General features: G+C 64.9%; 24 protein-coding genes and 1 tRNA gene. 14 read left to right on the forward strand and 11 right to left on the reverse strand.

Translation table 11 applies throughout. The features are described from left to right. Positions 1 to 204 precede the first annotated feature (204 nt). The 6 genes from EOW66_RS05290 to EOW66_RS05315 all read left to right on the forward strand — a co-directional run bounded on the left by EOW66_RS05290 (position 205) and on the right by EOW66_RS05315 (position 3,123). Positions 205 to 777 carry a hypothetical protein gene (locus tag EOW66_RS05290; RefSeq protein WP_128155394.1) on the forward strand — a complete coding sequence of 191 codons (573 nt, stop codon included), beginning with the start codon at positions 205 to 207 and terminating at the stop codon, positions 775 to 777. Between the two features lie 156 nt (positions 778 to 933). Next, positions 934 to 1,221: a hypothetical protein gene (locus EOW66_RS05295; RefSeq protein ID WP_128155396.1), complete on the forward strand. Its 288-nt coding sequence runs from the start codon at positions 934 to 936 to the stop codon at positions 1,219 to 1,221. Between the two features lie 97 nt (positions 1,222 to 1,318). Further along, entirely contained in the window at positions 1,319 to 1,582 is a 264-nt protein-coding gene (locus tag EOW66_RS05300; protein WP_128155397.1) for a hypothetical protein, read from the forward strand. Further along, the gene (locus EOW66_RS05305; protein ID WP_128155398.1) at positions 1,582 to 1,962 is read left to right on the forward strand and encodes a hypothetical protein; all 381 of its coding nucleotides are present in this window, start codon (positions 1,582 to 1,584) and stop codon (positions 1,960 to 1,962) included. The genes EOW66_RS05300 and EOW66_RS05305 overlap by 1 nt, the downstream gene beginning before the upstream one ends. Then, the gene (locus EOW66_RS05310; RefSeq protein ID WP_128155399.1) at positions 1,949 to 2,650 is read left to right on the forward strand and encodes a hypothetical protein; all 702 of its coding nucleotides are present in this window, start codon (positions 1,949 to 1,951) and stop codon (positions 2,648 to 2,650) included. The genes EOW66_RS05305 and EOW66_RS05310 overlap by 14 nt, the downstream gene beginning before the upstream one ends. Further along, entirely contained in the window at positions 2,650 to 3,123 is a 474-nt protein-coding gene (locus EOW66_RS05315; protein WP_128155400.1) for a hypothetical protein, read from the forward strand. The genes EOW66_RS05310 and EOW66_RS05315 overlap by 1 nt, the downstream gene beginning before the upstream one ends. A gap of 104 nt (positions 3,124 to 3,227) precedes the next feature. Here the strand turns inward: EOW66_RS05315 and EOW66_RS20320 are convergent, their stop codons facing one another. From EOW66_RS20320 to EOW66_RS05330, 4 genes are all read right to left on the reverse strand, one after another. Further along, on the reverse strand, positions 3,228 to 3,404 hold the full coding sequence (locus EOW66_RS20320) for a hypothetical protein (protein WP_164881030.1): 177 nt from the start codon (positions 3,402 to 3,404) through the stop codon (positions 3,228 to 3,230). A 125-nt stretch (positions 3,405 to 3,529) separates the two neighbouring features. Beyond that, entirely contained in the window at positions 3,530 to 4,111 is a 582-nt protein-coding gene (locus EOW66_RS05320; RefSeq protein ID WP_128155401.1) for a hypothetical protein, read from the reverse strand. Continuing rightward, the gene (locus tag EOW66_RS05325) at positions 4,111 to 5,016 is read right to left on the reverse strand and encodes a hypothetical protein (RefSeq protein WP_128155402.1); all 906 of its coding nucleotides are present in this window, start codon (positions 5,014 to 5,016) and stop codon (positions 4,111 to 4,113) included. The genes EOW66_RS05320 and EOW66_RS05325 overlap by 1 nt, the downstream gene beginning before the upstream one ends. Before the next feature lie 239 nt (positions 5,017 to 5,255). Further along, positions 5,256 to 5,345 (reverse strand) — tRNA-Ser (locus tag EOW66_RS05330). Between the two features lie 189 nt (positions 5,346 to 5,534). Here EOW66_RS05330 and EOW66_RS05335 point away from each other — a divergent pair. The 4 genes from EOW66_RS05335 to EOW66_RS05350 all read left to right on the forward strand — a co-directional run bounded on the left by EOW66_RS05335 (position 5,535) and on the right by EOW66_RS05350 (position 8,485). Continuing rightward, positions 5,535 to 6,374, forward strand: a complete 840-nt coding sequence (locus tag EOW66_RS05335; protein ID WP_128155403.1) for a DUF2059 domain-containing protein — start codon at positions 5,535 to 5,537, stop codon at positions 6,372 to 6,374. Positions 6,375 to 6,638: 264 nt separating this feature from the next. After that, positions 6,639 to 7,232, forward strand: coding sequence for an outer membrane protein (locus EOW66_RS05340; protein ID WP_128155404.1), 594 nt, complete (start codon positions 6,639 to 6,641; stop codon positions 7,230 to 7,232). A gap of 192 nt (positions 7,233 to 7,424) precedes the next feature. Next, positions 7,425 to 7,871 (forward strand): Lrp/AsnC family transcriptional regulator, encoded by a 447-nt coding sequence (locus EOW66_RS05345; protein ID WP_239017502.1) that lies wholly within the window; start codon positions 7,425 to 7,427, stop codon positions 7,869 to 7,871. 2 nt (positions 7,872 to 7,873) lie between these two features. Continuing rightward, complete coding sequence (locus EOW66_RS05350; RefSeq protein WP_128155405.1) at positions 7,874 to 8,485, forward strand: LysE family transporter; 612 nt, start codon at positions 7,874 to 7,876, stop codon at positions 8,483 to 8,485. Between the two features lie 81 nt (positions 8,486 to 8,566). On the opposite strand, the gene EOW66_RS05355 is transcribed toward EOW66_RS05350, so the two are convergent. The 6 genes from EOW66_RS05355 to EOW66_RS05380 form a co-directional block, all read right to left on the reverse strand. Continuing rightward, on the reverse strand, positions 8,567 to 9,739 hold the full coding sequence (locus tag EOW66_RS05355; protein ID WP_128155406.1) for a pyridoxal phosphate-dependent aminotransferase: 1,173 nt from the start codon (positions 9,737 to 9,739) through the stop codon (positions 8,567 to 8,569). 14 nt (positions 9,740 to 9,753) lie between these two features. Beyond that, positions 9,754 to 10,371, reverse strand: coding sequence for a TetR/AcrR family transcriptional regulator (locus EOW66_RS05360; RefSeq protein ID WP_113901453.1), 618 nt, complete (start codon positions 10,369 to 10,371; stop codon positions 9,754 to 9,756). After that, the gene (ppk2, locus tag EOW66_RS05365; RefSeq protein ID WP_128155462.1) at positions 10,364 to 11,302 is read right to left on the reverse strand and encodes a polyphosphate kinase 2; all 939 of its coding nucleotides are present in this window, start codon (positions 11,300 to 11,302) and stop codon (positions 10,364 to 10,366) included. The genes EOW66_RS05360 and ppk2 overlap by 8 nt, the downstream gene beginning before the upstream one ends. Positions 11,303 to 11,390: 88 nt before the next feature. Next, the gene (locus tag EOW66_RS05370; protein WP_128155407.1) at positions 11,391 to 12,311 is read right to left on the reverse strand and encodes a homoserine O-succinyltransferase; all 921 of its coding nucleotides are present in this window, start codon (positions 12,309 to 12,311) and stop codon (positions 11,391 to 11,393) included. Between the two features lie 55 nt (positions 12,312 to 12,366). Continuing rightward, positions 12,367 to 13,227: an ATPase gene (locus tag EOW66_RS05375; RefSeq protein WP_128155408.1), complete on the reverse strand. Its 861-nt coding sequence runs from the start codon at positions 13,225 to 13,227 to the stop codon at positions 12,367 to 12,369. Between the two features lie 137 nt (positions 13,228 to 13,364). Continuing rightward, positions 13,365 to 14,474, reverse strand: a complete 1,110-nt coding sequence (locus tag EOW66_RS05380; protein WP_128155409.1) for an OmpP1/FadL family transporter — start codon at positions 14,472 to 14,474, stop codon at positions 13,365 to 13,367. A 527-nt stretch (positions 14,475 to 15,001) separates the two neighbouring features. Here EOW66_RS05380 and EOW66_RS05385 point away from each other — a divergent pair. From EOW66_RS05385 to EOW66_RS05400, 4 genes are all read left to right on the forward strand, one after another. Next, positions 15,002 to 15,967, forward strand: a complete 966-nt coding sequence (locus EOW66_RS05385; RefSeq protein ID WP_128155410.1) for a TDT family transporter — start codon at positions 15,002 to 15,004, stop codon at positions 15,965 to 15,967. 69 nt (positions 15,968 to 16,036) lie between these two features. Continuing rightward, a complete protein-coding gene (gene guaB, locus EOW66_RS05390; RefSeq protein ID WP_128155411.1) occupies positions 16,037 to 17,485 on the forward strand; it encodes an IMP dehydrogenase in 1,449 nt (482 codons plus the stop codon). 319 nt (positions 17,486 to 17,804) lie between these two features. Beyond that, the gene (locus EOW66_RS05395; RefSeq protein WP_128155412.1) at positions 17,805 to 18,977 is read left to right on the forward strand and encodes an RsmB/NOP family class I SAM-dependent RNA methyltransferase; all 1,173 of its coding nucleotides are present in this window, start codon (positions 17,805 to 17,807) and stop codon (positions 18,975 to 18,977) included. A gap of 220 nt (positions 18,978 to 19,197) precedes the next feature. Further along, entirely contained in the window at positions 19,198 to 21,381 is a 2,184-nt protein-coding gene (locus EOW66_RS05400) for an ATP-binding response regulator (RefSeq protein WP_128155463.1), read from the forward strand. A gap of 15 nt (positions 21,382 to 21,396) precedes the next feature. Here EOW66_RS05400 and EOW66_RS05405 read toward each other — a convergent pair whose 3' ends face one another. After that, positions 21,397 to 21,990 (reverse strand): hypothetical protein, encoded by a 594-nt coding sequence (locus EOW66_RS05405; RefSeq protein WP_128155413.1) that lies wholly within the window; start codon positions 21,988 to 21,990, stop codon positions 21,397 to 21,399. Between the last annotated feature and the right edge of the window lie 77 nt (positions 21,991 to 22,067).

A 22,067-nucleotide genomic window follows, 5' to 3' on the forward strand; every position in this document is an offset into this window, starting at 1 on the left:
CCCTTTCCTTCATCTAATAGGTTGGAACGGTATTAAATAATACGCTGAAAACTTGCTTCTCCCCTTATGTCTACTTCTTCTACTTTTCTACTTCTTTAAAATAAGTAAGTAAAATCAGGATGTTAAAAAGTAGACCTGTCGATGCGGCGATTTCTACCCGTCTACTTCGACAATCGCCAATGTGGGAATGAAAGGAGCGTCGTAATGAGAGGCAAAATTGAACATCATACCTTCGACACGAAGGCCGATGTTGTAATCCGAGAAATTCGCAATCGTTGCGAAGACGATCTTGTTCGCAAGAACGTTTGCTGCATCGAAGATGCCGACGAATATTTGTGTCGCGATTACGTCAGGCAAGTTTCAAGCGTCGTTCAAGGTGCGCAGTCTTTCTTGCCAGGCGACGCCGTAACCGGGGCCGAAATCTTCCTGTCGCGAATGGTCGGCGATTACGGCATGGGGAAATATTGGCGGTTCTCGGAACGTTGCGGAAAACAACTGTCGCTTTATGCCGACTATTACTTCCGGTGCTACTATGAAGTTCTGTCCATGATGTATGTCGAAACCATGCAGGCGGCTGACGACAAGCAAATCATCGAACTTGCGCACAATGGGACAATCCTTCTCGCCGCCGCATCGCTTCCCGGTGTTGTCAACGAACTGCGTCGCGAGTTTCGCCGTAGGGGATTGAACTATGATCGTTTTCTTGTCGCGAACAAGGATTTGGACATGCGCTTGGGCGTCCAGCGGCGACGGCAAGGATTGATCGGGAAGGCATAGCCGCAGCGCCGCGCAGGACGGGCCTGTGGCGCGTGTCTCGGGGGCGGTTGGCACCGACGGCGCGGAAGGCAGAAAGCCGCTTCACGGCCCGGAAATCGGCCCCTGCGGCGATGCCTGATTCGATCGCCTGCGGGCTGGATATGTGGGAATGACGAAATGGACAAAGAAACTTTCAGCGAAGTTCGCATCGCGAATGCGTTCAAACCGAACGTCGAACTATCGGATCAGGATATTGCCGAAATGCGGCGTCGTATGGCTGCATCAAATCGCGAATGGAAGAAAAGAAAGAAGCGCGAAGAAATCGAAGGCGGTTTTGACCCGAAAGAAGCTGACCGTCAACGTCAATTTGCGGCATCGAAAAAGCGTCGTAATAACAAAGGAATGCGTCGCGATTTATCGGAATTGGAGATTGCGCAACTTAAATCGGCTTGGGTTGCTGAATAAGCTTGACGGATCAATATTCGCGCCCCTTATGCTGATTCGAGATTGCCGGTTAACTGGCAATATTCGACCTGTTATCCCCGGATAAGGAACCCCAAATATGGCAAATATTGCCACGCCAGCTTGGCCGAACTCGCCTAACCCCCCTATGGGTCAGCCCGAGAAGAAACGGGTTCGGGTCAAACTTGATACCGTGTCGGACATTAAAGCCGAAGCTGCGAAACTCTATCGGCTTTGCCGGTCTGGCGAAGTTGATCCGTCGGAAGCCGGTAAACTCGCCTATCTTCTGCAAATCGTCGCGAAGCTGACCGAAACTTCCGACCTTGAGGCGCGCCTTGCCGAACTGGAAACGGAACGAAGCTAATGGCCGTAGCTTCGTTGAAATCCCGCATCGCAAAGCTTGAAGCCAAGCGAAACATTGCCCCCGCCGAAATCTGCATCGTTGGCGGGCAGTATCTTGAACTTATCGTTGATCCCAACCGGCCCGGCCATTTGATCCAGCAAGAGCCGCCCGGCGGTTTTGCCGAATGGTGCCGCAAACAGCAAGACCGCCTGCAAGCGCAAATCGTCGAACTGTTGGCCGACATGGGCAACGAAGCCGAAGAACAACCCGCCCCTGTGGGCATCGCTGCCAACCGCAAACCGGACGGCTTTGTTTTCGAACACAACGGCGTCGATTTCGTCGTGGTCGAAGGCGAGGCGCAGCCCGTTCGCAACCGAAGGAAAAATCATGCCTCTCGTTAACACGCCCCGCGCCAAGCAATTCCTGTCGAACATGGGTATCGACGCAGGCCGTCGCGCCTATCTTGGCAACCCCGCAACGTTGCCCGCCGAACCGGCAACGGTTGTGACGAAACTTCACTACGTCGTCGCCGATGCCGTGAACCGCGTCAACAATCTCGAATTCGACAAGACCCGCACCCCGACGCAACAGCACGACGCAGGGCGGCAAATCGCCGAGGCCGTTGACGCCGAAATCACCAAGGCCCGCGCGTCGTTGAAGCGTTGGTCTGATCGCGCAACCGATGCCGCCATGACCGAAATCGAAACCGTTTTGGCGTCGGAAGCCGGGAATTCGGCGCTTATGTCGGAACTGCGCAGCTATCTGCGGTCGAAGGCGGGTGATGCTGAATTTCAAGCCAAGCTTCGCGGGTTGGTCGAAACCGATCTGCGCTTCGCCGCCGCTATCGGATCGGCTCCGGCGGAACTGTCGGGCCTTTCGTCGGACCGGGCTGCGCAACTTCGCGTCTATGCTGCGGCCAAGCACGCGCCGGAAGCTTCGGAACGGGTGCAGGTTGCGCAGGAAGTCGCCGCGCTGGACGCAAAACTTGCCTCTGCGCAGGCCGAAGTTGCCCCCGCGTTCTACAACGCGGGCGTTCAAGAGGGGATGCGAACCGCCGTTGATGTTTCCGCGCCGCTTGGGGGTGAATGATGCCCACAACTGCCGAAGACCAAATCGCCGAACTTACGGCTTGGCTTGCCGCGTCGTCGCGCAACGACGTTTCCCCCTGCGGTGATCCGATCAAGCGCGGGCCGTTCGCCGAGATTGTGGGCATCGGCCTTGATGATCCCGCGCCCGACCTGACGGCAGAAATCGCCCTGGGCTGCCTGCCGCTTCTGACGCCCGCCGATGTGCCTGCACCGGCCTTCGCAGAAGCGCAGGGGCAAGCTGTGGTGATGGACCGGGCCGCGCATGTGATCTGGAAGGCAGGCGCAGCCAAGGCGCGGCCCGAAGGCTTCCCTGCGGTCGCTGTGGTCGGGCTGGAAGCGGGGCAGACCATGCGCGACGCCTGCGCGGCTGCGGGTGTCGATCCTGACGCCGACCGGGCCGTGATCGGCCTGCCGCTTTACGCGATACTTCCCGGCGTTGCGCTGAAACTGCGCCCGATGTTGCCGGTGCGCTGACCTTCGAATTCGGGCGGCATGGCCTGTATGCCCGATGGCCGTTCGTTCTTCGGGATTGTTCCGAACGGCCTTGCCCCCGGCGCTTCACCGCGTCGGGGCTTTTTTCATTTAGTCACGGTTGCGACCACTTTTCTTGTCGTGTCTTCAATGATTTTTGCGGTGTCTGCGCTGTGGCAGATCAATCCAGAAGATGCAACTTTCTTCGTATCATCCAGAGATGCGCTCCAAGGTGTCGAACCGACTACCCGGCCACTTTCTGAATATTCGATGATATAAGACATTTCCATTTTACTCCATTTTTGACGCATCATGTCATGATAGTTTGAGGCTGGTAATCCAGATAAATTTCGCGCCGCTATTATTCCGGTCGCCTCGGGGGGGTAACGCGATTGGACGATACAGCAACCTATTCGACAGGCTGATCCGGTGCTTTGGAAGCGGGAATTTTATTGCTCTTAAAGCGCAATGGCTTTGCGTATTCCGCATCAAAAATTTCGTGAGCGCGTTTCAAGATCATTGCGACGGTGAGGAGAAAGTGAAGATAGACGGCGATAAGTATTGCAGCCTCAAGCCTATCGGGAACGGGTGCCGCGAAAAAAACAAGAAAGATCGTGACTGCCGCGCAAGATAGAAAGATAAGATATGAAACATTTGCATTTATTTCGCGAAGCAGTTCTCTGGTTTCCTCAGCGAGCTTTCTTTCCTCACCGTCAAGGATGCTGTCGCCCGTTGCCTTTCGGTCTGATCGAAAAACGCCATACATGGCCACTTGAACGCTAAAGAGAAGTGCCGAAAAGATAGCGAAAACCGAAATCGAGACAGAAAACACATCCTCAGAAAGATGAATGCACCAAAGCCAGCTTAGGAAACCTGCGATGATCGGAATTCCGAAGAAAAGTAGCATATCCCAAAGGCTTAAGCGTTCTTCGCCGAGGTTCTTCAGAGTTCCGAAATGGGCTTTGAGTATCGCAGTCAAGCTAACTTTCATTACCTCATCCCATACTGTGCGCGGAAGTTCTCGATCACATTAGCCGAAATTTCTGAAACTGACTGGAAAGTCGGATGCTGATCCGCGCCAAGTTGGACCTCTTCGGATATGTCGATTACACCGGCATTGTTCGAAGGACCGACGATACCAACTTTCATGTATGAATTTCCAATTGCGACCATCGCGCTTGCTTCATCAAACTCAATTCCATCGAAGACGAAGGCTGCGCCACCCCGCGCACCGCGAATTTGCGGAGCCACGTCGGAGAAGACGCCAAATAGTCCGTTTCTTCTCACTGAGAAAGAAAGCTCCACATTCAACTCATCTGGTGGCAGGTTTCTCAGAATTTCCGCACGGTCTTTCGGAACTCGTTTTTTTGAAAGTATAAGCTTTTTAACCTGAGCATTGCGATACATTTCATCAGCCGTCGGCATAACTTTTCTTGGTGTAAGGCGAATGTGGTTGTATCTGCGGTTGAACTCGCTGGTAAGTTCCCCAAGGACTTGGCTTACACAAGAACGGTCCCTGAAAGACTGTAGGGTAGCAAACCCGAAGTTGCCTGCGTCGGGGACCCAGAAGCGATAGTAGAGCGGAATTTCTTCAACATCAGTAGCATTTCTATTGAAGAGAACTTCGTTGTCATCTGGATTGATAATGTTTGAACTGTAACCGTAGGTGCCATAACGCACGATGCCGTGTCTGCTTCGGCCTTCGTCCTGCGCTGGCTCGAGTCTCCAACTGCGTTCGATGTTGTTGTTTTGTAACGCGGCGACCTTTCCACGAACAAACTGTGGAAGGAACTCGTAGAGTTCCGAGCCTATACCGGCGTTCGCGAGCGGAATTTGCTGGTAGTTTTGCGCGTTGAAGAGGCAAAGCTGATAGACGTAAAGGCCGATTTTGCTCATTTGTTTTCCGAAATTGCTTTTGTAGTTCGGAGCCTAAGACGTTCGTGATTAAGGTTCAACTTCGACGTGAACAGGTAAGAAGCTTCCATGTCGGGGCGAAAAGACGCAGGCTTCACGTTCCAGTGAACATATAAGCGCGAAACCCTTGTCGGCACCCCAAATCTACCGCGCGAAAACTGTCACTAGATCGGCAATAGATTTCCCTGATCGGGAAATTATTCAATGATTTCAAGGAAATATGGCGGAGAGACAGGGATTCGAACCCTGGGTGGGCGCAAACCCACAACGGTTTTCGAGACCGCCCCGTTCGACCGCTCCGGCACCTCTCCGCGTCGGTGGTCGTTTTGTGAGGGCGGATTTAGCCTGCCGCGCGGGGGCATGCAACCGCTTTTTTCATCTTTCTCGCAGCGATAGGCGGAAGCCGCGAAAACGCCTGTGCAGGCAGTGCGGCGGGGCCTTGGCAGCGGAGCCGGGCGGACTATGCTGCGCCTCGTTCCCCGCGCGAAAGGCCCGCGACGATGCTCCGATTCTTCCTCCCAGCCCCTCTCCTGCGCCGCGCGGCCCTCGGCCTTGCGCTTGTTCTCGCCGGGCAGGGGGCTTTTGCCGACCCCGCGCGAATCTCGCATCTGCTGCACACCGATGCGCTTTTCACCATCTTGCAGAAGGAAGGCGTCGCCTATGGCCGCGATCTTGCCGAGGAAATGACCGGCGAGGCCTCCGATCCCGGCTGGGTCGCCGAGGTCGAGGCGATCCATGCCCCGGCACGGCTGCGGCCGGGCTATGACAAGACCTTCGCCGATGCGCTGAAGGGCGCCGATCAGGCGGCGATCGAGCATTGGCTGGCCTCAGACACCGGCAAGCGGGTGGTCGAGCACGAGATCTCGGCGCGCGAGGCGCTGCTCGATCCCGAGGCCGAGGATGCCGCGATTGCGGCGGCCGAGACCGCGCAGGCGCGCGGTGACCATCGTTTCGCCGCCGTGCAGCGCATCATCGAGGCTGCCGGGCTGATCGAGCCGAACGTGGTCGGCGGGATGAACGCGAACCTCGCCTTCTACCGCGCCATGGCCGCGGGCGGCGCCTTCCCCTATGAGGTGACCGAAAGCGACATGCTCGCCGATGTCGCCTCGCAGGAAGAAGAGATCCGCGCGGATGTCACCAGCTGGATCGAGGGCTATCTGTTCCTCGCCTACAGCTCGCTTTCGGCCGGCGACCTCGAACGCATCGTGCGGTTTTCCGCCTCGGCGCCGGGACAGGCGCTGCTGCGCGCGCAATTCGAGGGATTCGATCTCGTCTACGAGGAAAGCTCTGCCGCGCTCGGGGCGGCACTTGCGCGGCGGATGACGGCGGCCGAACTCTAGGCACGGCGCGCACACGCGCTTTCAACTCGATGTGACGGCCGGGTGAACGCCGCCGCGTGCGAAACCCGCCGCGGGGGCGTTTCCGTACAAGGCACCAAGGCCTTGCGGCGGGTGGGGGAATTGGCCCCGGCTCACGCGTCGGCCGGGATTGGCCGATCGGACCGCGGCGGGGGATTGATTGTTTTCCAGGGACTTATAGCTCGGTGGTGCGGACAGAAGACCGCAACCAGATCCACGGGGGACAGCCCCGAAAGGAGGACGAAAATGAAACGCATCCTGATGGCTTCGAGCGCCTTTGCCGTGGTCGCCGGTTCCGCCTTCGCGGGTGGCTATACCGCGCCCGTGACCGAGGCCCCGGTTGTCGCGCCGGCGCCCGTCGTGACCAGCAATGTCGACTGGACCGGCTTCTACGCCGGTGGTCAGCTCGGCTATGGCAAGACCAACAGCGCTCTCGGTGTCGACGGCGCCTATGCGGGCGTGAACGCCGGCTACATGAAGGATTTCGGCAAATACGTGCTGGGCGGCGAGCTCGCCTATTCGGGCGCAAGCATGAAGTCGGGCTCGGGGGAAACCGAGCAGAAGGTGAAGGACTTCGCCGATCTCAAGCTGATCGCCGGCGTTCCCACCGGCAAGTGGCTGCCCTATGCCGGGCTCGGCGCTTCCCACGTCTCCGTCAAATCGGCCGGCACCGATTATTCGGACACCGTGCCGATGGCGCTCGTGGGGGTGAAATACCAGCTCAACGACCAATGGGCGGTCGGCGGCGAGCTTGACTACCGCAAGGGCAACAACTTCGACGGCTCCAATCAGGACCTGAACCTGACCACCGTCGGCATGACCGCGTCCTTCCGCTTCTGAAAACGTGCCTTCGGGCAGGATCTGAACGGCCGGGCAGGGCAGGCGCCTTGCCCGGCCGCAAATTTTCCGGGTTTTGCCGGTTCTGGCAGGGAAGAACCGCAGATTTTCCGGACCTGAAAAATTTCCGTTGCGAAGCGATGATTTTCGCAAAACATTCGGTTTATCTGCTGAATGACCGCAATGGAGCCTGCCGTGGATGAAACCGATCGCAAGATTGCCGTGCTTCTGTCCGATGACGCCCGCGCCTCGCTGGCGCAGATCGGCGCGGTGGTGGGGCTTTCGACCTCGGCGGTGAACGACCGGCTGCGGCGGCTGATCGAGCGCGGCGTGATCCGTCGGATGAGCGCCGATATCGCACCCGAGGCGGTCGGCCTGCCGGTCACCGGTTTCGTCTGGGTGGCGCTCGCCCCGGCGGCCGACGAGGGCGCCTTTCGCGCCGCAATGGCACAGTTGCCGCGGGTCACCGCCTGCCACCACGTCACCGGGCCCTGGTCCTATCTCGTGCAGATCCGCGCGGCGAGCCTTGACGCGGTCGAGGATTTCCTCGCCGAATTGAAATCGGGCGGCTGGATCGCGCGCTCGGAAACCATGCTGGCGCTCTCGACCGTGGTCGAGCCGCCGTTCCGCTATCGGGGGTGATCATGCTGTTCCTGAAATCGCTGCTCGTGGGGCTCGCCATCGCCGCACCGCTCGGTCCGATCGGGGCGCTGTGCATCCAGCGCACGCTGGCGCGCGGCTTCTGGGCGGGGGCGGCAGGCGGGCTGGGCACCGCCGCGGCCGATGCCACCTATGCCGCCGCCGCCGCCGCGGGCTTTGCCGCCTTCTCGGCCTTCCTCGCGCGGATCTCGCTGCCGCTCGGGCTCGGGGGCGGCGCTTTCCTGCTCTGGCTGGCCTGGCAGGGCTGGCCGCGCGGCACCGTCACCGCCACGCCCGCCCGCGCGGCCGAGGGGCGCGGCCTCCTTGCCACTGCGGCCACCACCTGGGCGCTGACGATGACCAACCCGGCGACCATCCTCAGCTTTGCCGCGATCTTTGCAGGCCTCGGCCTTGCCGATGCCGCGGGGCCGCTTGCCGCACTCCTCGTCGTCACCGGCATCTTCGCGGGCTCGATGCTGTGGTGGGTGTTCCTCTCGGGCACCGTCGCGGCGCTGCACCATCGCCTGCCCGCCGCCTTCGCCACCTGGACGGCGCGGCTCTCCAGCCTGATGATGGCGGGCTTCGGTCTCTGGGCCCTCGCCAGTGCCCTGACCTGACCCGGCCCCGTTCTTCCTGGCCGAAATACCTCGGGGGTGAGCGGCGAAGCCGCGAGGGGGCAGCGCCCCCTCACCGTCCTCTCAGCCCGCCAGCGCCTCGGCAAAGGCGCGCAGCCGGATCAGCGCCGCCTCGAGCGCGCCATCCTCGAGCGTCAGCGCGATCCGCAGATGCCCCGCCGCCGGTGCGCCGAAACTCTCGCCCGGCATCACCGCGATCTTCTCCTCGTCGAGAAGCCGTGCGGCGAATTCCTCGCCCGAGAGCCCGGTGCGGCGGATGTCGAGCATCGCATACATCGCGCCGGCCGGATGGGTCAGCCCGACGACCGGGCTGTCCGCCATCACGTCGCGCACGATGTCGCGCCGCCGGCCGAAGGGCGCGGCCACCGCCGCCTCGAAACCCGCGCCCCGGCGCAGCGCGAAGAGCGCCGCATCCTGGATGAAGCCCGGCACGCCATAGGTGGTGTTGATCGCAAGCTCGTGGGCGGCGTCGATCACCGCCTCGGGCGCCACCATCCAGCCGATCCGCGAGCCGGTCATCGCATGGCTTTTCGACAGCGAGCCCAGCACCACCGTGCGCTCGGCCATGCCCGGCAGGCTGCGCGGGCTGATCGCCGGGCCTTCCCAGACCTGGGTCTCGTAGACCTCGTCCGAGATCAGCCACAGGTCCGCCTCGGTGCAGGCCCCGGCGATGCCGGCGATCGTCTCGGGGGTATAGATCACCCCGGTCGGGTTGTTCGGCGAATTGATCAGCAGCGTGCGCGCGCCGGGGCTGGCCGCGAGGATGTCGGCCTTGGCCGGCTGGAACCCGGCCTCGGCCCGCGCCTCGACCGCCCGCGCCTCGGCGCCGCTGGCGCGGATCGTGCCGGTATAGGTCGGGTAGAACGGCGAGATGTAGAGCCCGGCGCACTGCGGGTCGAGCAGCACCTGATGCGCGGTGTAAAGCGCGGCCTGACCGCCCGGGGTGACGAGCACGTTCTCGGCCCGGGTCTCGACCCCGGTGCGGGCGGTGACGCGGGCGGCGATCTCGGCGCGCAGGGCGGGGATGCCGGGGATGTCGGTATAGCCGGTGTGGCCGTTCGCCGCCGATTGCGCCATCGCGGCGAGGATCGCCGGATCGGTCTTCACGTCGGGCTCGCCGATCGTCAGCATCACCACCTTCTCGCCCGCCGCGATCATCGCCCGCGCGCGATAGAGAATGCCCCAGCCATTGCCGCCGGTGCCGCGCATATGCGCGACGCGTGCTGCCAGTTCCATTGTCCTGTCTTCCTTCAATTGTCCGGGGGCAGGATGCCCAGCCCCCGCAGATAGATGCCGATGCCGCTTTCCAGCAGGTCCTCGGGCGCCCAGGGCCCGGCGCTGCCGGGGGCGGCGCGGGCGAAAAGCTCGACCACGCCATGGCTCATCGCGCGCACATGGGCGGCGACCATGCTGGCGGGGGGGCGGCGGGCGGCGGGCAGGGAGGAGAGCAGCACCTCGGTGGCGCGCAGCATCACCGCCTCGGCCCGTGCCGCCCCGGCCGCAAGCTCGGGCGAGCGGTTCGGCGCGATGCCGCTTTCGAACATCGCCACGTAATGGCCCGGGAAGCGGCGGGCGAAGGCGAGATAGGCCCGCCCGGTCGCACCGAAGGCCGCAAGCGGCGCCGGCGCGCCGCCGTTCCAGGCGTGCTCCATCACGTCGGCGAAGATCGCATAGCCCTGCCGCGCGCATTCGGCGATCAGGTCCTCGCGCCCGGCGAAATGGCGATAGACCGCGGCCGGCGTCACGCCGGCGCGCTTCGCTGCCTCCGACAGCGTGAAGCCGCCCGGGCCCTGCGCCTGGATCAGCTCGAGCGCGGCCTCGACCAGCGCCTGGCGCAGGTTGCCGTGATGGTAGCCCTGCTTAGCCATTCAGGATGTCGAGACCGCCACAGATCCTGCCGTCGATCTCGCCGATCGCCTTGCGGTCCTTGCGCGCGAACTCGACCGCGCCGAGCACGGTCTGGATCGCGGCGATGCGGGCGCGCATCTTGTCGTCCGAGCGGATCACCGTCCAGGGCGCCGAGACGGTGTGCGAGCGTTCGAGGGTTTCCCTGATCGCCGCGGTGTAGTCGTCCCATTTCTTCAGCCCCTCGACGTCGACCCAGCTCAGCTTCCACTGCTTGAGTGGGTCCTTCTCGCGGTCGAGAAAGCGCTTGAGCTGCTCGGCGCGGTCGACCGAGAGCCAGATCTTCACGAGGATCACCTCCTCGTCGACCAGCATCTTCTCGAAATCGGGAAGCTGGGTGAAGAAGCGTTCGCGCTGCGCGTCGGTGCAGAAGCCGAAGACCTTCTCGACCACGCCGCGGTTGTACCACGAGCGGTCGAAGATCGCGATCTCGCCGGCCGCCGGCAGCCAGTCGACGTAGCGCTGGAAATACCATTGCGTCGCCTCGCGCTCGTTCGCCTTGGGCAGGGCGACGACATAGGCCGAGCGCGGGTTCAGGTTCTCGCGCAGCCGGTCGATGGTGCCGCCCTTGCCGGCGGCGTCGCGGCCCTCGAACAGCACCACAAGCCGTCGCCCGGTGGCCTTCAGATCCCACAGCATCTTCACCAGCTCGATCTGAAGCGCCGCCATCTGCGCCTCGCAATCCTTCTTCTTCATCTCCTCGCGGTAGGGGTAGGACTTCGACAGGATCTCGTCCTTGTCGGCGGTCTCGATCGCCTTGCGCACCGCCTCGGGCGCCTCGGTCTTCAGGTATTTGGTGATATCGCCGACGAAGGGGATGCCCTCGCCCTTCGCCGTCGCGGCCACCGCCTTGGGCAGGGCGACCTTGTCGTCGGGTTTCTTGTCCTTGCCCATGGTGCCCTCCCGCGGTGATGTGAACATGCATCACTATAGGCCGCGGGCGGGCGGCCGCAAGCCGGGCGCCCCGCGCCCGGCCGGGGGCTCAGCAGCCGATCTTCGCCAGATCGTAGGGCGTGTCCTGATAGATCTGGTTGATCCAGTTGCCGTAAAGCAGATGCGCATGGCTGCGCCAGCGGTTCAGCGGCATCTGCGTCGGGTCGTCGTCGGGGTAGTAGTTCCTCGGCACGTTGATCGCCTTGCCGGCCTCGACGTCGCGGTCATATTCTTCCTTCAGCGTGCCGCTGTCATATTCGAAGTGGTTGAAGATGTAGAGCGCACGATGCGCGCCATCCTCGACCAGACAGGGGCCGGTCTCGTCCGAGGCGATCAGCGTGGTCAGCCCGGCCGCGTCGATCTCGTCCTGATGCATCTCGGTCCAGCGGCTGACGGGCACAAGGACGTCGTCCGAGAAGCCGCGCAGATAGGGCGAGGTCGGCGCGAGGTTGCGGTGGCGGAAGCAGCCGAAGGCCTTGTGGGCAAGGGCGTGCTTCTGGATGCCGTGGAAATGATAGGCCATCGCCATGCCGCCCCAGCACACGCCGAAGGTCGAGAAGACATGGCTCTGCGTCCAGTCGAAGATCCGGCTGATCTCGTCCCAGTAGGTCACCTCCTCGAACGGGATCTTCTCGATCGGGGCGCCGGTGATGATCAGCCCGTCGAATTTCTCGCCGGTCGCCTCGACCTCCTCGAACGAGCGATAGAAGGTCTCCATATGCTCGGCCGCGGTGTTCTTCGTCTGATGCGAGGTGATCCGGATCAGCTGAAAGTCGATCTGGATCGGCGTCGCGCCGATCAGCCGGGCGAACTGGTTCTCGGTCTGGATCTTCTTCGGCATCAGGTTCAGCAGGCCGATGCGCAAGGGCCGGATTTCCTGTCGCGCCGCGCGTTCGGGCGTCATCACCATCACGCCTTCCCGCGACAGGATCTCGAATGCGGGGAGGGTTTCGGGAAGGGTGACAGGCATGATGTTTCCGATACTTGCAGTGAGATCTTGAAGTGATGCTTGAACTGGTCCGGGGTCAGGCGGGAAGGGTTTCTGCGATCAGGGATATAAAATCCTTCTCGTCGCGGACAAGGGCGACCTGCTCGGCGGTGACGGTCACGCCCCAGTTCCGCGCCATCGCCGCATAGCGCGGCTGGCGGTGATCGAGCGCCTGCCGGTAGGTCCAGCGCACGAAATCGTCGGGGTCGACCTCGTCCTCGCGCAGGCCGCGCTCGACGCGGTACTGCACCCATTTGCGGTCGAGGAAGTCGGGCGAGTAATACATCGGCTTCGGCGCGCGGTCGAAGCGGCGCACGAGCTCGTCGGTATGCGCCGCCGAGCCCTCGATCCAGACCATCAGCAGGTTCTTCGACAGCGCGGTGAGGATCGGGTCGGCCGGGTCGGCGGGGTCCACCACCTCGCAGATCGAGCCCCCCGAGTCGCAGACGAAATTCGGGATCCGGTAGATCTCCTCGGCGCGGCGGATGAAATAGGGGGTGTCGAGCAGCGCCGCCTGTTCGGCCAGCCGGTGCTGGGTCTGGCGCCGCTCATATTCCTCGAGCTCGAGCCCGCCGCGGGCGGCCGAGCCGGGCTTGCCGAGATAGGTGGAGAGCGGCGCGAGATTGTCGAAGGTGATGTTCGAGGCGATATAGACCGAATCCGACAGCAGCAGTTCGGCGAGGAAGGGGTTCTTCATCGCCTCGCGCTTGAAGTTGTCGGCGATGTATTCGCCCATGTAGCGCGTGCCGATGCGGTAATCGACCGAGTAGTGGAACCAGCCCGACCCCGCGCCGCGCAGCATTGACGCCAGATAGGTCTTGCCCAGCCCCGACATGCCGAACAGAAGCACCCGCTTGCGCGCGCTCGCCAGCCAGTCCGCCCGATTGCGATAGATCATCCGAACCCCCGTGTTTCGCCCCGTTTAGCGCGCGCGGCGGGCGCCGTCACGGGGTTTCGGGCAAAGGCGAAGGCCCCGCCGGGGCGGGGCCTTGCCGGTTTCGTGCCGGTCCTTGCGGATCTGCCAGCCGTCGTGGATCAGAAGGTGATGCCGACGCGGACGCCGGCGGCGACGGCATGGTTGTCGGTGAAGTTCGCGCGGGCCGTGTCGCGGGTCTGGGCATCGGCATCGCCGAGCCACAGATAGCGCACCGCACCGGTGACCTTGACGTTCTCGTGGGTGTAGACCGCAGCCAGGCCGATGCCCTTGTAACCGCGCGTCGGCGCGAGCGGCGAGACGAGCTTGTTGTCACCGCCACCGCCCTCGTACATCAGGAAGGCCGAGCCGGACCAGGCATCGGTGAACTTGTGCCCGACGCCGAGCGTGTAGCTGGTCGAGTTGTTCAGGTTGACGAGGCCACCGCCGGTGGTGGCGGTGAACCAGGCCGGGTCGATCTGGAACTGGCTCCAGTGCACCCAGCGGACCGAGCCGAAGACCAGCCAGTCGGGCGCGACGCCGGTCTGGAAGTCGAGCGTCACCGCCTCGGGCGTGTCGACTTCGGTCGTGCCGGCGGCAACGGTGGTGGTGCCCATCCTCTCGGTGGTGTCGAACTTGTGGGTCACCTTCGACTGGTAGGTCAGGGCGACGCGCAGCGCGATTTCCGGCTTCTCATAGGCGGCGCCGAGCGAATAGCCCGCGGCCCAGTCGTTCGAGAAGCGGGCGCTGTAGCCAGAGATCGCGCCATAGGCGAGCCCGTTCAGCTTGATCACGGCCGAGGCGTCGGACAGCCGCACGCCGCCATGCACCGACCAGTTGTCATCGAACTTGTAGCGCATCAGCGCGGTGTAGCCCTCGGACTGCACGTTCACGTTGGTGCCGGCGAATTCAAGGGCGCCGCTGGTCGGATATTCGATGTTCGCGCCATAGAAATGGTCGTACATCAGCGCCATCGACAGCTTGTCGTTGAACTCATGCTTGTAGGCAAAGCCGGGCAGGTAGTGGTTGCGCGCCACGCCGCCGGTGTCCTGACCGGTGATCACCCCCACGCCATCCACCGACGGACGGATCCGGCCATAGGACAGTTCGACGTAATTCTTGCCTTTCTCGAACAGCACGCCGACCGACTGCGTGGACCGTTCGATCCCGCCGGCGGACACCGCTCCCGCGCTGAGGGCGAGCAGGCTTGCCCCCATAAGAATGTGTTTCATTTGAACCTCTTCCCTAGAGTGTGAGACCTCTCTCCACGCCCGACCGTAGCATGACGCAAAGGTGAATCAATTCGGCCTGCGGCCTTACGTCGCGTCGCGAGGGGATGCTGCAGTGCAGCTTGTGACCGCCGCGCCACGACAAGTGTGAAAACGCGGCATGCCGCCCCGGTTGCGCGGCTGAAAGCGGTCGGGGCGAGGCGCGACAGCGCGCCCGCAGCCCGGGCTGGCCGGTGGCGTGGCGGCCGGCGCGGGAAGGGATGTCATCCTGTCTCTCCTGACTCCGGGGGCCGTGGTGGTGCGTCCGATCAAGCCTGAAGGAGGTGACTCATCGCTTAACGGATGCCATGGAGCCGATCGCCGTCACGACTTTCGACATCCAGCCAACAGCGCGGGCCTCGGCGTGCCGGGGCGGGCGGTCCGGCTGCGGCGATCGGCCCGGCTTTTCCTTGGCGGCGAAATATTGCAGTCTTCCGCGCGTCCGCCGGCAAAATCCGCACGGGCAGGCACAGACAGCGCACGAGGACAGCATGGCCTTCCACCCCCCGAAACCCACGCCCAAGGGGCTGTGGCGGCGCACGCCGCCGGCGATCTTTCCGGCGACGCTCGGCCTGCTGGGCCTTGCGCTCGGCTGGCGTCGCGGCGTCGGGCAGTTCGCGCTGCCGCCGGGGCTGGCGGATCTGTTCCTCGGCGCGGTGACGCTGTTCGCGCTCTTCGCGCTGCTGACCTATGTGGTGAAGCTGATGCGCCGCCCGGCCGTGGTGCTCGAGGATCTGCGGATCCTGCCCGGCCGTGCTGGGCTGGCGGCGGCGGTGCTCTGCCTCTACCTGCTGGCGCTTGTCTTTGCGCCGCTCTCGCCCGCGCAGGCCCGGCCGATCCTGATCCTCGGCATCTTGGCCCATCTCGCGCTCACCGCCGCGGTGCTCTGGACCTTTGCCCATGGTCCGGCCGAGCAGCGCCGGGTGAACCCGGTCTGGCATCTGACCTTCACCGGCTGGATCGTTGCCGCACTCGCCGCGCAGGGGCTGGGACTCGAGACGCTGGCGCTTGCCCTGTTCTGGTTGGCACTTCTGGCCGCGCTGGCGATCTGGAGTCTCTCGATCCGGCAGTTCGCCCGCGAAAGCGTGCCGGCGCCGCTCCGCCCGCTGCTGGCGATTCACCTTGCCCCCGCCGCGCTTCTGGGCAGCGTGGCGACCGGGTTCAATGCCGAGGGCATGGCGCTCGTCTTTGCCGCGCTGAGCGTGCTCCTGCTCGCGCTCTTCGTGATCCGCGCGCGCTGGCTGTTGTCGGCCGGCTTCAGCCCGCTCTGGGGGGCGCTGACCTTCCCGCTCGCCGCGACCGCGACCTTCTGGCTGGCACTTGGCGGCGCCTGGACGCTGCCCGGGGCGGTGCTGCTGGTGGCGGCGACCGTGATCATCGTGCCGATCGCGCTGCAGATCGCCAAGCTCTGGGCAAAGGGGACGCTTGCGATCAAAACCAACGCCGCCATCGCCTGAGGGGGCTTGCATCCGGCACCGATGCGTGAAACAGGGGCGTGCCAAACGTAGCCTGCCAAGGAGATTCCGATGCAGATTCGCGAGGCGCTCACCTTCGACGATGTTCTTCTCGTTCCCGCCGCTTCCTCGGTCCTGCCGTCGGAGGCCGATGTTTCGACCTTCGTGACGAAGACGATCCGGCTGAACATTCCGCTCTTGTCCTCCGCCATGGATACCGTGACCGAGGCGCCGATGGCCATTGCGCTGGCGCAGGCGGGCGGCATGGGGGTGATCCACCGCAACCTCACCGTCGCGCAGCAGGCCGAAGAGGTCAGCCGGGTGAAGCGTTTCGAAAGCGGCATCGTCTACAATCCGATCACGCTCACCCCCGAACAGACGCTCGCCGATGCGAAGGCGCTGGTCGCGCGCTACAACGTCTCGGGCTTCCCGGTGGTCGATGCCTCGGGCAAGGTCGTGGGCATCGTCACCAACCGTGACATGCGCTTTGCCACTGATGACCGCACCCCGGTTGCGGCGATGATGACGCGCGACAACCTTGCGATCCTGCACGAGCCGGCCGACCGCGAAGAGGCGATGAACCTGATGAAGGCGCGCCGGATCGAGAAGCTTCTGGTCACTGACGGGCAGGGCAAGCTCACCGGGCTGTTGACGCTGAAGGACAGCGAGAAGTCGGTGCTGCACCCGCTCGCGACGAAGGACGGCAAGGGCCGGCTGCGCGCCGCCGCCGCCTCGACCGTGGGCGATGCGGGTTACGAGCGCAGCTGCGCGCTCGTCGATGCCGGCTGCGACCTGATCGTGATCGACACCGCGCACGGCCATTCGGCGGGTGTCGCCATCGCCGTCGAGCGGATCAAGAAATACCGCGAGGACGTGCAGGTGGTGGCCGGCAACGTGGCGACGGCGGGGGCGACGAAGGCGCTGATCGGCGCCGGAGCGGATGCGGTCAAGGTCGGCATCGGCCCGGGCTCGATCTGCACCACGCGCATCGTCGCGGGCGTCGGTGTGCCGCAGCTCACCGCGATCATGGACGCCTGCTCGGGCGCGGGCGACGTGCCGATCATCGCCGATGGCGGCATCAAGTTCTCGGGCGATTTCTCGAAGGCGATCGCGGCGGGCGCAAGCTGCGCCATGGTCGGCTCGGCGATTGCCGGCACCGACGAGGCGCCGGGCGAGGTGATCCTGTATCAGGGCCGGTCGTACAAGTCCTATCGCGGCATGGGAAGCCTCGGCGCGATGGCGCGCGGCTCGGCCGACCGCTACTTCCAGAAGGACGCGGCGTCGGACAAGCTGGTGCCCGAGGGGATCGAAGGGCAGGTGCCCTACAAGGGGCCGGTCGCAACGGTGCTGCACCAGATGGTGGGCGGTCTGCGCGCCTCGATGGGCTACACCGGCAACGCCACGATCGCGCAGATGCGCGGCGGCTGCGAGTTCGTGCGCATCACCGGCGCCGGGCTGAAGGAAAGCCACGTGCACGACGTGCAGATCACCCGCGAAAGCCCGAACTACCGGATCGGGTGAGAGAGGACCGGGGCGCGCATCGGCGCCCCGATGAAACGCTCCGGTGGAGCGGTTCACCTCTCGGCCGCCCGGCGCGCAGGCGCCGGGCCGGCTGCCACCGCAAGCCCCGCATCCCGGTCGCAAAGCGCCCCGCATCGGCCTTGCGACACCGTCCAGAGAGGGGGCGCTGCCCCCTCGCGGCCAAGGCCGCTCACCCCCGAGGTATTTCGGCCAGGGAGAAAGCCCCTTTGGCTTTTTCTTGGCAAAACTACTCCGGGGGGTGAGGCCGCAGGCCGAGGGGGGCAGCGCCCCCCTTCTTCCCGTCCCGAAAGGATCACCGATGACCCCCGCCGCCCGTCTTGCCGCCGCAATCGCGATCCTCGAGCAGGTGCGGGAGGGCGCGCCGGCCGAGCGTGCGCTGACGAACTGGGGCCGGGCGAGCCGGTTTGCCGGCTCGGGCGACCGGGCGGCGGTGCGCGACCACGTCTTCGACGTGCTGCGCTGTCGCGGCAGTTTCGCCGCGCTTGGCGGTGGCGAGAGCGGGCGGGCGCTGGTGCTGGGGCTCGCCCGCGCGCAGGGGCTCGATATCGCGGCGCTGTTCACCGGCGAGGGCCATGCGCCGGCGCCGCTTTCCGCGCAGGAGGCGGCGCGGCTGGCGCAGCCGCTGCCCGACGAGGGCACCCTTGCCGATCTCGACTGGCCCGACTGGCTGCGCCCGCAGCTGCAGGCCGATCTCGGCGCCGCTTATGCCGCGGTGAGTGCGCGGATGCGCGCCCGCGCGCCGGTCTTCCTGCGGGTGAACCTCGCGCGCGGCGACCGCGCCGCGGCGCAGGCGGCGCTGGCCCTCGAGGGCATCGCGACCCGCCCCGATCCGCTCGCCGAGACCGCGCTCGAGGTGACCGGGGGCGCGCGGCGGGTTCAGGCATCGGCCGCCTATCGCGACGGGCTGGTCGAGCTGCAGGATGCGGCCTCGCAGGCGGCGATCGCGCAGGTGCCGGTCGCGGCCGGGATGCGGGTGCTCGACTATTGTGCGGGCGGCGGCGGTAAGGCGCTGGCACTGGCCGCGCGCGCGCCGAAGGCGCGGATCGAGGCGCATGACATCGATCCCGGCCGGATGCGCGACATTCCGGTGCGTGCGGCGCGCGCGGGCGCGCGGATCTCGACCGTGGCGCCCGGGCGGCTGGGGCGGGACTATGACCTGGTCCTGGTCGATGCGCCCTGTTCGGGCTCGGGCACCTGGCGGCGCACGCCCGAGGCGAAATGGCGGCTGACGCCCGAACGGCTGGCGGAGCTTTGCACGCTGCAGGCGCAGATCCTGCGCGCGGCGGCGGCACGGGTGGCGCCGGGCGGGCGGCTGCTTTACATGACCTGTTCGCTGCTCGATGCCGAGAACGCGGCGCAGGTCGAGGCCTTCGTGCGCGAGACCGGCTGGCAGGTGGCCGAACAGCGCCGCTTCACCCCGCTGGACGGCGGCGACGGGTTTTTCGCGGCGCAGCTCGAACGCAGAGATTGACACGCCCGGAGGGTGTGTCTTCCATCGCGTTAAGGGGGCCTTAAGCCTTTTGTCCCCGAATGCTGGAAAGACGAATCTGCAAAGGACGAGGCACGTGTCGCACACCGATCAGCCCCTGCTGCCCTTCGGTCGCGCTGCCGCGAAGCTCGCGCCCGGCGCGATCTATCTTCTCGGCGGTGCGCTTGTCGCGGCGGTCTCGGCAGTCCTGGTGCCGGAGCGGATGACGACGCTGTTGCTTGCCTCGGTCGCCGGAACCCTTGCCGTTCTGGCCGGGGTGGTGCGGCTTGCGGGCTTTGCCCTGGCGCGCCGGCAGGCCGGGCTGCGCGCCGCGATCTCGCAGTTCGTCGAGCAAGATGCCGCGCCCTCCTTCACCACCGATCCCGAGGGCGAGATCACCTTTCAGAACGCCGCGGCGCTCGAGCGCTTTGGCTCGCGCGGCGGGCAGACATTGTCGCATGCGCTGAACGAGGTCTTTGCCCATCCGGCAGCGATGCTGGCCCGGATGCAGCAGAAGGCTGCGGCGCTTGGCGCGACACGCGAGGATCTGGTGACCCGGCGCGGCCACGTCCGGCTGTCGGTGCATCAGATCGGCGAGGAAGGGTTCCTGTGGCGGCTTGAAGACATGGCCGAGCGGCCGATGGGCGGGCGCGGCGCCGAGACGATCAGCCTGCCGATGCTCACCGCCTCGCGCAGCGGCACGATCCTGTTCATGAACGAGTCGCTGCGCCGGATCGTCGGCGAGCGGGTGCGCACGCTCGACCGGATCTTCATCGACCTGCCGCTGCATCCGGGCGAGGAGCACGAGATAGCCACCCCGGACGGCCCGCTGCGCTGCATCATTGCCGAGATCGAGGGGCCGGGCGGGCGCAGCGAGATCTATCTGCTGCCGTTGCCGGCAGGGCGCGTCGCGTCGCATGACCCGGCCTCCTTCGAGGCGCTGCCGGTGGCGCTGATGCGGCTTGGCGCCGACGGGCGGGTGCTGGCGGTGAACCGTGCGGCGCGCGCGCTGCTTGGTCAGATCGCGCCCGAGGCACGGCTGTCGGATCTGTTCGAGGGGCTCGGCCGGCCGGTCACCGACTGGGTTGCCGATGCCGTTGCCGGCCGGGCCGACCGCCGCCCCGAGGTGCTGCGGGCCCGCCGCGGCGACCGCGAGGTCTATCTGCAGGTCACGCTCAGCCGGATGGTCGAGGAGGGCAAGGTCGGCCTTGTCGCGGTGCTGTCGGACGCGACGCAGCTGAAGACGCTCGAGGCGCAATTCGTGCAAAGCCAGAAGATGCAGGCGATCGGCCAGCTTGCGGGCGGCGTGGCGCATGATTTCAACAATCTGCTGACGGCGATTTCCGGGCATTGCGACCTGTTGATGCTGCGCCACGACAAGGGCGATCCGGATTATGCCGATCTCGACCAGATCAGCCAGAACGCGAACCGCGCGGCCTCGCTGGTGGGCCAGCTGCTTGCCTTCTCGCGCAAGCAGACGATGAACCCGCGGATCATCGACCTGCGCGACACGCTTTCCGACCTCACCCATCTGCTCAACCGTCTGGTCGGCGAGAAGGTGGTGTTGCGGCTGAGCCATGACCCGGATCTGAAACCGATCCGCGCTGACAAGCGCCAGCTTGAACAGGTGATCATGAACCTCGTGGTGAATGCGCGCGACGCGATGCCGGGCGGTGGCGAGATCCGGATCGAGACCGAGAACGTCACCCTGACCGAGGACCTGAAGCGCGACCGCGCCACCGTCGCCAAGGGGGACTGGGTGGTGGTGCGGGTGATCGACGAGGGGGTCGGCATCGCCGCCGACAAGCTGCAGAAGATCTTCGAGCCGTTCTATACCACGAAACGCACGGGCGAGGGCACGGGGCTCGGTCTCTCGACCGCCTATGGCATCGTCAAGCAGACCGGCGGCTATATCTTCTGCGACTCGGTGGTGGCCAGCGGCAGCTGCTTCACCCTCTATCTGCCGGCGCACGAGCGGCTGGCGCTGGCCGAGCCCGGGCCGGTCGCGGCGTCCGGGCCTGCCGTCCCGGAGGAGGCGGTGAGTGCGACGATCCTGCTCGTCGAGGACGAGGCGCCGGTGCGTGCCTTCGCCTCGCGGGCGCTGAAGCTGCGTGGCTATACCGTCTTCGAGGCCGAGAACGCCGAGGAGGCGCTGCGCATCCTCGAGGACAGGAGCCTCGCCTTCGACGCCTTCGTCACCGATGTCATCATGCCGGGGATGGATGGGCCGAGCTGGGTCGCCGAGGCGCTGAAGGCGCGCCCCGACACCGCAGTGATCTTCGTCTCGGGCTATGCCGAGGACGTGTTCCGCGACGGTCGGCCGCCGGTGGCGAATTCTGTCTTCCTGCCGAAACCCTTCTCGCTGAGCGAACTGACCGCGACGGTGCAGAACCAGATCCGCCGCTGAGCGGCCGGCCCGGTCTCAGCCGAGCTGGCCATAAAGGGTGACATCGGCCGCCATCGCCTCGCGCAGCTTCGCCTCGCTCTCGCGCGTCAGCTTGACGTCGGCCGCGGGCGGCACGTTGACCCGGGGCAAGGTGATCGCGCAGTCGAGCCGGTCCTCGAGGAAATGCACGAAGCGGTCGATCGCCTCGTAGCGGAAGATCCGGTCGACGAGCGGCTTGCCCTCGGCATCGGCCAGCACGTCGGATTGCCGCCCGATCTCGGCATGCAGCGGATCGGCGGGGTCGACATAGGCGCGGGCGAAGGTCTCGAAACTGTGCCGGCGGATCGCCGCCTCCTCGCCGTCGAAAGCATCGCGCTGGCGGAAGCGATACCACGACATCAGCCAGCCCACCGGCTCGCGCATCAGCGCGACGGTGGTGAAGCGCTCGCCGCTTGCGGCCTCGAGATAGGGCGCGAAATGGGAAAGATAATCCTGCGCGGACATATGCTTGAGCGGATCAGGCCGCTTCATCGCCACGGAGGCGAGCGGTTCCAGCGCGGCTTCGACCGCGCTCGAGCCGGCTTTGGGCGTTGCCAGAAAGACCAGTCGTTGATCCCAGAAGATGAGCATCCTGCCCTCGTTGTCTTGCCTCGTTCCTGCCCCGGGACGGGGGCGTGATGCAATCTTTTGCGGTCCGCATCCGGCAA

Origin of the sequence: Paenirhodobacter huangdaonensis, assembly GCF_004022465.1 — a bacterium.
GTDB classification, from domain to species: Bacteria; Pseudomonadota; Alphaproteobacteria; order Rhodobacterales; family Rhodobacteraceae; genus Rhodobacter; species Rhodobacter huangdaonensis.